Annotated in this window: 7 protein-coding genes; 3 read left to right on the top strand and 4 right to left on the bottom strand. The window is 73.3% G+C overall.

Annotation, left to right across the window (positions count from 1 at the left end; all coding sequences use genetic code 11):
• Positions 1-149 precede the first annotated feature (149 nt).
• Both FFT09_RS13820 and FFT09_RS13815 read right to left on the bottom strand, forming a co-directional pair.
• Positions 150-1,559: an amidase gene (locus FFT09_RS13820; RefSeq protein WP_138382939.1), complete on the bottom strand. Its 1,410-nt coding sequence runs from the start codon at positions 1,557-1,559 to the stop codon at positions 150-152.
• Between the two features lie 38 nt (positions 1,560-1,597).
• Complete coding sequence (locus FFT09_RS13815) at positions 1,598-2,515, bottom strand: D-2-hydroxyacid dehydrogenase (protein ID WP_081191398.1); 918 nt, start codon at positions 2,513-2,515, stop codon at positions 1,598-1,600.
• A 154-nt stretch (positions 2,516-2,669) separates the two neighbouring features.
• Here FFT09_RS13815 and FFT09_RS13810 point away from each other — a divergent pair, with 154 nt between their 5' ends.
• Genes FFT09_RS13810 through FFT09_RS13800 form a run of 3 tightly spaced genes read left to right on the top strand, consistent with a single transcriptional unit; the run spans position 2,670 to position 4,917 of the window.
• Positions 2,670-3,419, top strand: coding sequence for a maleate cis-trans isomerase family protein (locus FFT09_RS13810; protein ID WP_024874781.1), 750 nt, complete (start codon positions 2,670-2,672; stop codon positions 3,417-3,419).
• 49 nt (positions 3,420-3,468) lie between these two features.
• Positions 3,469-4,215 (top strand): maleate cis-trans isomerase family protein, encoded by a 747-nt coding sequence (locus FFT09_RS13805; protein WP_024874782.1) that lies wholly within the window; start codon positions 3,469-3,471, stop codon positions 4,213-4,215.
• A 3-nt stretch (positions 4,216-4,218) separates the two neighbouring features.
• Complete coding sequence (locus tag FFT09_RS13800; protein WP_024874783.1) at positions 4,219-4,917, top strand: GntR family transcriptional regulator; 699 nt, start codon at positions 4,219-4,221, stop codon at positions 4,915-4,917.
• 63 nt (positions 4,918-4,980) lie between these two features.
• Here FFT09_RS13800 and FFT09_RS13795 read toward each other — a convergent pair whose 3' ends face one another.
• Together FFT09_RS13795 and FFT09_RS13790 are read right to left on the bottom strand one after the other, a co-directional pair.
• Entirely contained in the window at positions 4,981-5,166 is a 186-nt protein-coding gene (locus tag FFT09_RS13795; RefSeq protein ID WP_138382937.1) for a hypothetical protein, read from the bottom strand.
• Positions 5,167-5,210: 44 nt separating this feature from the next.
• The gene (locus FFT09_RS13790; protein ID WP_138382936.1) at positions 5,211-9,494 is read right to left on the bottom strand and encodes a cation-translocating P-type ATPase; all 4,284 of its coding nucleotides are present in this window, start codon (positions 9,492-9,494) and stop codon (positions 5,211-5,213) included.
• Positions 9,495-9,540: the final 46 nt, after the last annotated feature.

The following is a 9,540-nucleotide window of genomic DNA, read 5'->3' as shown; positions in this document are numbered from 1 at the left end:
GAGCCGTGTCCGCAGGTTAGGGAGCCGTGTCCGCAGGTTAGGGAGCCGTGTCCGCAGGTTAGGGAGCCGTGTCCGCATCCTGCGGTGCGGACACGGCTACGGGAACTGCGGACACGGCTACGCAGGCTGCGGACACGGCTTCCCGATCTTCAGTCGCTGGCACCCGCAGGGCGGTCGGTCGGCCACGGGTTGATCTCCTCGACCAGCTTTGCCACGGCCAGCACGAGATCGTCGGAGTGCCGGGGGCCCACGATCTGCAGCCCCACGGGCAGTCCGGCCCCGGTGAATCCCGCCGGGACCGTGATCGCGGGCTGTTGCGTCATATTGAACGGGTACGAGAACCGTGCCCACTCCGGCCAGCCGCCCAGGCCGCTGTCCGGCGGCACCTCGTGGCCGACTTCGAACGGCGGGACGGCCACCGTGGGAGTGATCAGCACGTCGTGGCGCGTGTGGAACTCCCCCATGTGGATGCCCAGCGCCGCGCGGGCGGCCATGGCGTCGAGGTAGTCGCCCGCGGAGTAGGTGCGACCGCGTTCCCATACCTGCCGCAGGCCGGGATCGACGCGCTCCTCCGAGCCTGCAGGGAACGAGTCGAGCCACTTCGCCGCGCCCGTGGCCCACAGGACACCGAACGCCTCGGCGGGGTCGGCGAACCCCGGGTTCGCGTCCTCGACGGTCAGTCCCGCCTCGCTGAGTGCGGCGACCACGGACACCACGATCTGCGCGATCTCCGGGTCGACGTCGATGTAGCCGAGGTCGGGCGAGTACGCCGCACGCAGCCCGCGAACGTCGCGGCGCACCGCCTCGCGGTAGGTGCCCGGCGGGGGCGGCAGGGCCGCCGGGTCGCGCGGGTCGGGCGTGGCCAGCACGTCCAGCAGCAGCGCGACGTCGTCCACGGAGCGCGCCATCGGGCCGGCGTGCGACAGCGCGCCGAACGGGCTCGCCGGGTACAGCGGGATGCGCCCGCCCGTCGGTTTGAACCCGACGACGCCGCAGAACGACGCGGGAATCCGCACGGACCCGCCGCCATCGGTGCCCACCGACAGCTCGCCCATCCCGGTCGCCACGGCGACGGCGCTGCCGCCGCTGGACCCGCCCGGGGTGAGCGCGGGGTTCCACGGGTTGCGGGTGATGCCGTCGAGCGGGCTGTCGGTGACGGCCTTCCACGCGAGTTCGGGCGTGGTGGTCTTGCCGAGCAGCACCAGCCCGTTCTCCCGCATCCGCGCGGTGACGGGGCTGTCGACCTCCCACGGCTGGTCGCGCTCGAGGCACAGCGAGCCGCGCAGGGTGGGCCAGCCCTGCGTGAGGAACATGTCCTTCACCGACGCGGGCACACCGTCAAGCCACCCGATCGGGTTGCCCTGGCGCCAGCGTTCCTCCGAGCCACGGGCCGCGTCGAGCGCGACCTCGGGGTCGACGAGCGTGTAGGCGCGGTAGTCCTGGTCGCGCTCGGCGATCACGTCGAGCGACGCGCGGGTGGCCTCCATCGGCGACAGCTCGCCGGACGAGTACGCGGCCACCAGCTCACTGGCGGTCAGCATGGGGTGCGTGCTCGACATGGATCTCCTCGTCGTCGGTGGCGATGCCGTGTAGCGCGTCAGGCCGTCGAGGGTACATAGCCGAGGCGCTTGTCCACGACATTGCGCAGCGGCCCGCCGTCGCGCCACCGAGCGAAGTTGTCGGCGAACACCTCGACGAGCGCGTTGCGCCACCCGACGACGTCACCGGACATGTGCGCGGAGAGCAAGACGTTCTCCATCGTCCACAGCGGACTGTCCTGCGGCAGTGGCTCCTGCTCGAAGACGTCGAGCGCGGCACCGGAGAGCTGCCCCGAACGCAGCGCCGACACCAGGTCGCCCGTGACGACCAGCTCGCCCCTGCCCACGTTGACGAACCGCGCGCCGGGCCGCATCGCGGCGAACGCCTCCGCGTCGAACAGTCCCTTGGTCTGCTCCGTCAGCGGGGCCACGGCGACCACCACGTCGAAGTCGGGCAGGTGCCGGGACAGCTCGTCCGACGACACGACCGTGCCGAAGTCGGGGTCGCCGTCCCTGGCGCGACGGCCCGCGCCCGCGACCCGCATCCCCACGGCCCGCAGCAGCGTGGCGATGGCCCGGCCGATCGGCCCGGTACCGACGACGAGAGCGGAGGTCCCCGCCACCCGCTCGGTCTCCCTGTGCCGCCAGGTGCTGCGCTGTTGCAGGCGCAGCGAACCCGCGAAGTCCTTGGCGAACGCGATGACCACACCGAGCACGTACTCGGCGATGGCCGAGTCGAACACCCCGCGCGAGTTGGTGAGCACGACGTCGCTGTCCCGCAGTTCGGGGAACAGGACGGGGTCGACGCCCGCGCTGGCGATGTGCAGCCAGCGCAGCCGGTCGGCCGCGTGCCATGCATCGGGCACGGCTCTGGAGAGGAAGTCGTAGACGAACAGGGCGTCGGCCCCGCGCAGCGCGTCGGGAAGCCCGGCGGCATCGGTGTAACGCACCGTCGCCGCGCGTTCGATGGGGTCCATATCCGGGGGCCGCTGATCGCCGCACAAAACGGCGAGCACCGGACAATCCGTGCCACTCACGTTGACACGGTATGAGGCAGTCGTATGATTGTCAACAATCCGAGGAGCACCCCCGGAGGCCCCTTCATGCACAAACGCCGTCGGAGGTCGATCCTTGGATTTCGCAACCTGGGACATCCCCGCGTTCGAGGGCCCGCTGGCACAGCGGGGTATCGGCGTGATCGCCCCGTTCGACCTCGCGCTGGAACGCGAGTTGTGGCGCTGGGTGCCGATGGAGGTCTCGCTGCATCTGGCACGCACGCCGTACGAGCCGGTCCCCGTCAGCATGGAGATGGCTCATCTGGTCAGCAACTCGGCGCACCTCGCGGCGGCGACACGCGACGTCCTGCACGTCGAGCCGGAGGTGGTGGCGTACCTGTGTACGTCGGGCAGCTTCGTCAACGGCGTCGACTCGGAACTCTCGCTGCGCAAGGTGATCTGCGATGCCGGTGCGCCGGACGCCGTCACCACCTCGGGAGCGCTGGCCGAGGTGCTGGGACAGCTCGACCTCCGGCGGATCTCCGTGCTGACGCCCTACGACGAGGACCTGACCACGAAGCTGCACGACTTCCTCGGCGAACTGGATGTCACCACCGTGTCGAGTGACCATCTCGGGCTGGGCGGCGGCATCTGGCGCGTCAGCTACCGCACGATCGCGGAGCGCATCCTCGCCGCGAACCACGACGCCGCCGAGGCCATCTTCATCAGCTGCACCAACCTGCCGACCTACGACGTGATCGACCCGCTGGAGAACGCGCTCGGCAAGCCGGTCCTCACCGCCAACCAGCTCACGATGTGGGCGTGCCTGCGGCGCATGGGCCTGCCGATCGTGGGGCCGGGCCGGTGGCTCCGCGAGGTCAGTTGATTTCTCCAGTAGGATTGTTGACAATCCACGTCCCGTCAGGAGGTGCCCCTTGTCGCCCACGCAGCAGGACGAGGCCGTCACGGTCGGCTTCATCTACCCCGACCACGCCGCCGAGGACGACTACCCATACGCCGAGAAGCTGCTGAGCGGCACGGCCAGGCTGGCCGTGGAGCACATCTACGGCACCGACCTGCACGCCGTGGCCGAGCTGCTCGACCTCGGCAGTCCCGCCAGGCTGGCCGAGGGCGCCACCCAGCTCGCCGCGCACGAACCGGACGCGGTGGTGTGGGCCTGCACCTCCGGCAGCTTCGTGTACGGCTGGGACGGTGCCCACGAGCAGGTGGCGTCGCTGTCCGCGGCCGCGGCGGGCTTGCCGGCGTCGAGCACGTCGTTCGCCTTCGTCCGCGCTGCCAGGGCGCTGGGCGTACGCACCGTGGCCGTCGCGGCGAGCTACCCCGACGACGTGGCGGAGCTGTTCGTCGAGTTCCTGGGGCGCGGCGGGGTGGAGGTGGTGGGCATGTCGAGCGCCGACATCGTCACCGCGGCCGAGGTCGGCAGGCTGTCCACCGACGAGGTCGTGGATCTGGTGGTCAGCCGCGACCGGCCCGACGCCGACGCCCTGCTCGTGCCGGACACGGCCATGCGCACGCTCGCGCTGCTCGACCCGCTGGAGCAACGCCTCGGCAAGCCCGTCCTCACCGCCAATCAGGTGACGGTGTGGGAGGGTCTGCGCCTCGCGGGCGTCACCGCTGCCGTGCCGGGACTGGGGACGCTGTTCCGCGAGAAGGGCGACTGAGCCGTGCTCGCCGACATCGAGCCGGTCAACCGGGAGTCGACCGCGTCGATCATCGCCCGGCAGCTCCGGGAAGCGATCATGACCGGCTCGCTCCCGCCCGGCACCCAGCTCGGGGAGTCGGACCTCGCGGCGCGGTTCGAGGTTTCGCGCGGGCCGCTACGGGAGGCCATGCAGCGGCTCGTCTCGGAAGGGCTGCTGCGCAGTGAGCCGCATCGCGGCCTGTTCGTGATAGACCTCGAGGCCGAGGACGTCCACGACATCTACTGGGCGCGCTCGGCCATCGAGCGGGCGGCGGCCCAGCGCGTGGTGCGTGGTCCCGACCGCGAACGGGTGGCCGACGTGCTCTCCGACGCGGTGACGGCGATGGCGGAGGCCGACGAGCAGGACGATCCCACCGCGCTGAGCGAGGCCGACCTCGCGTTCCACGAGGCGCTGATCGCGGCCTCACGCAGCGGCAGGCTGGTGCGCATGGCCCGCACCCTGCTCATCGAGACCCGGATGTGTCTGTCCGAGCTCCAGGGCACCTACGGCAACCAGGGAGTCGACGAGCGCATCGCCGAGCACAACCGCATCATCGAGGCGCTGCGCGACGGCGACGAGGACCTGCTGCTCACGCTGCTGGAGGCGCACATGGAGGACGCCGTCCAGCGACTCGCACCGGGAACGACGCTGGTCACCGGAGCGGATCGACCGGAGGAGTGAACCCGCCGGTCAGCGGTCCGCGCCGGGCGCGGGGCCGTGCTGGGCGGTCGCGGTGCCGCACCGTCACAGCCGCTCCTCCCGCAGTTTGAGCACCATGTCACTCGCGCTGACCGAGCCGGTCACGTCCTTGCCGGTCACCTGGGGCGGTAGTTCGGAGCCGTAGGGCAGGCCGCTGAGTACCTCAGGGGCGACAACGTTCGGCACATGACGCCGCACGTGCTCTCGTCCGTCGGACAGTTCCCGCTCCATGCCCGGCAGCATGGCATCAAAGGCGGTGTCGATCTCAGTCGGCCTCAGCCCACCAGCGCGCCCAGCGCCGTGGCCGTCGTCGCGCTGCCGAGGGCGATGCCCCACCCCACCGGGCCGAGCGGGGTGCAGCCGAAGAAGTGGCTCACCCCCGGCACCTGCACCACCGAGGCCAGCACGGCCGCGGAACCGAGTCCGCTCGCGAGCACCGCCGGGCTGCGCCCTCCCGCCAGCAGAGTCTGGCCGAGCTGAGTGCCCACCAGTGTCGCGAGGGCGATGGTGCCCGCTCTGCGCCGCCGCCCGGTGAGCCGGGCCAGCGTCCACGCCGCCGTCGCCGCCCCCGCCGTCGTCGCGGCCCGTACCCCGATCTCGGTGTGCAGCGCGGTGCCGAGGGAGGACTCCGGCCCCTCCCGCAGCAGGTCCTCGACGGTGGCGCCGTCCGGTCGGCGCAGGGCGATGGCCATCGCGGGCGCGAGGTCGGTGAGCAGGTTGACGAGCAGCAGTTGCCGCGCGCCGAGCGGGGAGCGGCCCGTGGCCGCCGCGCCGAGGACGTTGAAGGCGATCTCACCGAGGTTGCCGCCGAGCAGGACGCCCAGCGCTGCGCGCACCGACGCCCACATCGCGCGGCCCTCCACCAGCGCCTCGATGATCGTTTCGAGCGTGTCGTCGGCCACGACCACGTCGGCCGCCGCGCGGGCCGCGGGTGTGCCCCGGCCGCCCAGCGCGATGCCGACGTCGGCCAGGCGGATCGCCGGAGCGTCGTTCGCGCCGTCGCCGGTCATCGCCACCGTCCTGCCGAGGGCGCGATAGGTCTCCACGATGCGGGTCTTGTGAGCCGGGGTACACCTGGCGATCACGTCCACCCCCGGCAGGAGTTCGCGTAGGCCCGCGTCGTCGAGCTCGTCCAGCTCCGCGCCGGTGACCACGTGCAGTCCGCCGTCGTCGCCGTTGATCGCGGACGCGATCGCCTCGCCCGTGGCGGGGTGGTCGCCGGTCAGCATGACGATGTGGACACCGGCCTCCCGCAGGCGCGCCGCCGCCGGGGCGGCGCTGCCGCGCACCGGATCGGCGATGGCCAAAAAGCCGAGGAAGGTCAGCCCGTCGACCGCGTCCGGCTCGGTCCACGCTCCGGGTTCGACCCCGGCATCCAACGTCCGTTCGGCCACGGCGAGCACCCGGTGGCCGGCCTGCGCCAGCACCCGGAGCCTGCCGCCGAGCCGCTTGCGGGTACGCGCGTCGAGCCGGCACCGGGGCAGCACCTCCTCGGGTGCGCCCTTGACGCTGAGCACGAGGCCCTTGCGGGTGCGTCCCACCGTGGCGTGGAAACCCCGGGACGGCTCGAACGGCACCGCCGCCACTTCGTGCCAGCCCGCCGCGCCGGACGCCGGGGTGAGCGCGTGGCGCAGGCCCGCCTCGGCGACGGCGCGGTCGGTGGCGTGTGGCAGATCCCGGGGCGTGTCGGAATGCGGCGTCGCCCGCAACGCCGCGGCGAGAACCGGCCGCAACGACGTGGAGAGGGTGTCGACCCGCGACCGAACGTGGCCGTCGTCGACCTCGCTCACGCTGAGCCTGCCCTCGGTGAGCGTGCCCGTCTTGTCGAAACACAGCACGTCCACCCGGCCCATCGCCTCGATGCTGCGCGGGTTGCGGACCAGCGCACCCAGTTCCGCCAGCCGCCGTGCCGCCGCGAGCTGGGCCGCGTTGACCAGGAACGGCAGCCCCTCCGGCACGGAGCCCACCGCCAGGTTCACCGCGCTGGACAGGCTGTCGCGCAGCGGGACACCGTGCAGCAGCCCCGCGCCGGCCACGGCCGCGGCCGAGCCGACCGCGAGCGGCAGGCTCTTCTCCGTCAGCTCGGTGATGCGGGACTCGACCCCGGTGGTGGGGGCCGCCTCCCTCGCCGTCGCCATGCTGCGGCCCGCCTCGGTGTCGTCGCCGACCGCCACCACCACGGCGGTGGCCTCGCCCGCCGCCACCGTCGTGCCCTCGTAGACCATCGACGAGCGCTCCGCGACCACGGAGGCCACGACGGCGGCCGACGATTTCGGCACGGGCAGGGATTCGCCGGTCAGGGAGGACTCGTCGACCTCGCATCCAGCCGCGTCCACCACGCGGCAGTCGGCGGGGATCACGTCACCCGCCGTCAGCGCCACGACGTCGCCCGGCACCAGATCGTCCGAGGTCACCACCCGCGCATCACCGTCGCGCACCACGGTCGCGCTGACGGCGGAGCGGCTCAGCAGGTCGGCGAGCCTGCGTTCCGTCCGCAACTGCTGCACGCTGCCGACCAACGCCGACACCCCCACCACGGCCGCCACCAGCGCGGCGTCCACAGGGGAGCCCACCGCGGCCGACAGCGCCGCTCCGCCCGCGAGGACCGGGGTGAGCGGGTTGGCCAGCTCCGCGAGAAACGCGCTGCCCAGGCTGGTGCCGGCGAGGGCGGCCACACCGCGTTCGGACTTCCGGCGTGCCGCCTCGCTCTCGGACAGCCCACCCGCACCACAGTCCAGTCGCCGCAGCACGGCGGCCAGCGGCATCGCGTGCCACGGGACGGTGTCCACCAGCTCGACGGCGCGGGGTTCCCGCAACCGGACCGCGTGGCGACGCGCGGCGACGAGCGCGACGGCGGAGCCCGCGTTGACGGCGTGCATCACGCGGCTGGTGGGGTTTCCGCGCCCGCCGTGCAGTGCCGCCACCACTCCGACCCCGGTCGCGGTCTGGCTGAGGCGGATGCTCTGCGCGTTCAGTGCCTTCATCGCGCCGACCGACTCGACGAGCAGCGCGGCCGTCGGCAGGTCGGTGCCCACGAGCACGTGCGCGCCCCACGGTGGATGGTCGTCGGCATATACCCCGGCACCGAGGTCGGCCGCGGCACACGCCGCGCTGTCCCCGGAGACCAGCAGCACGCCGTGGCCCCGTGCCTGCAACGCGCGCACCGTGCCCGCCGCGTCGTCGGTCTCGTGTACGGGCAGCCTGCTGTGCTGGGCGGCGACGGTCAGCAGGTGCGCGCCGGGCAGTGTTTCCTCCCGCAACCCCACGACCGCGTGCAACCGGTCGTCGCGGCCCAGCCCGAGCACGCTGGTGGCCCCGCGCCGCAGCAGGCGGTCGCGCTCGGCCTGTCCGCGCGAGCCCTCCAGCGGTGCCAGCCACCAGCCCGCACTGTCGCCCTCGCCGGGGCGGGGCCCCGCCGCCCCGGTGGCCGGGTCGAACAACCCCCACGCCCGCTCCGCCACCTCGTGCGGGTCCGCGTCCGGTAACGCGAGCAGGTCCGACAGCGCGAGCCTGCCCGTGCGCAGCGCCGCGCGGTCGAGCACCACGGCGTCGATGCGGTCCACGCGGCGCAGCGCGGCCCGGTCCATCACGACCGCTCCCCGCAGGCCGAGCACCCGCCCGAGAGCGCTACCGAACGCCGAGCGGGCCGTTTCGGCCGCCTTCGGCACGGCAGACAGCCCCAGAGCCAGCGCCTTGCGCGGACCGGCGACCGGCAGCGCGGCCGACGCCGCCACGGCACCGGCCCGCAGCGCCGCACGCTGGTACCGCTCCACGGCGCCGTCCGCGAGCGCGGCGGGTCGTTCGCCACGCGGCACGGCCGCCGCCACCGCGTCGGGGCCGGTGACCACCCGGCCCTCGACCTCCCACCACGCGCGCTCCAGCGCCCTGGCCTCGCGCCACTGACCGAGGCGCTGGGCGACGTCGAGCACGATCCCCTCGTTGCCCTGCGCGAGCCCCTGAGCGACCGCGCCCACCATCGACGTCATCGAGTCGGCGCGGGTGTGACTGTGCGCGCGGTGTGCCAGACGCTCCGCGAGCTCGGGATGGTGGCCGGGCACGCCCAGCAGCGCGGCCACCTCCGGGGGCAGCGGCGTCCACGGCGCGATCCGGGCCAGCAGCGACATGCCGAGCCCCACCGCGTCCACCAGCAGGGTGGGGACGAGCCGGGTACCGCGCAGACCGTCGGCGGGATGCTGGGCCTCGTCCTCCACGGCCTCGTCGTCGAGCGAGGCGGGGGCCCGGCCCGCCCGCCTCGCCAGTGCCGCGATCTCGGCCGTCCTCGGCCTCGGATGAGCCACAGCGACACACACCCGCGACGACGGCCCGTTCACCCGCGCCCAGTCCACGTGCGGATGTGACTCCAGCGCGCGCTCGATCCGCCGCGCGACACCGGCGCCGCCCTCCCCGTGGATGCCGTGGACATCGATGTAGAGGCGGCCGGGGCCGGTCAGGGTCGCCCGCCGGGGTGCCCCGACCAGCGACACCACACCGCGTGCGGTGCCCAGGGCCGCTCCCACCACGGACAGCGGCCCTGGCAGGGGCACGCCCAACACTCTCATGGAGGCGGGATGCCCACTGCGGCAGCGCTGACACCCCGCTCCCGCC

This window comes from Saccharomonospora piscinae (genome assembly GCF_005862235.1).
GTDB classification, from domain to species: domain Bacteria; phylum Actinomycetota; class Actinomycetes; order Mycobacteriales; family Pseudonocardiaceae; genus Saccharomonospora; species Saccharomonospora piscinae.
The sequence above is the reverse complement of the archived record's forward strand: the minus strand, read 5'-3'. Positions and strand labels throughout refer to the sequence as shown.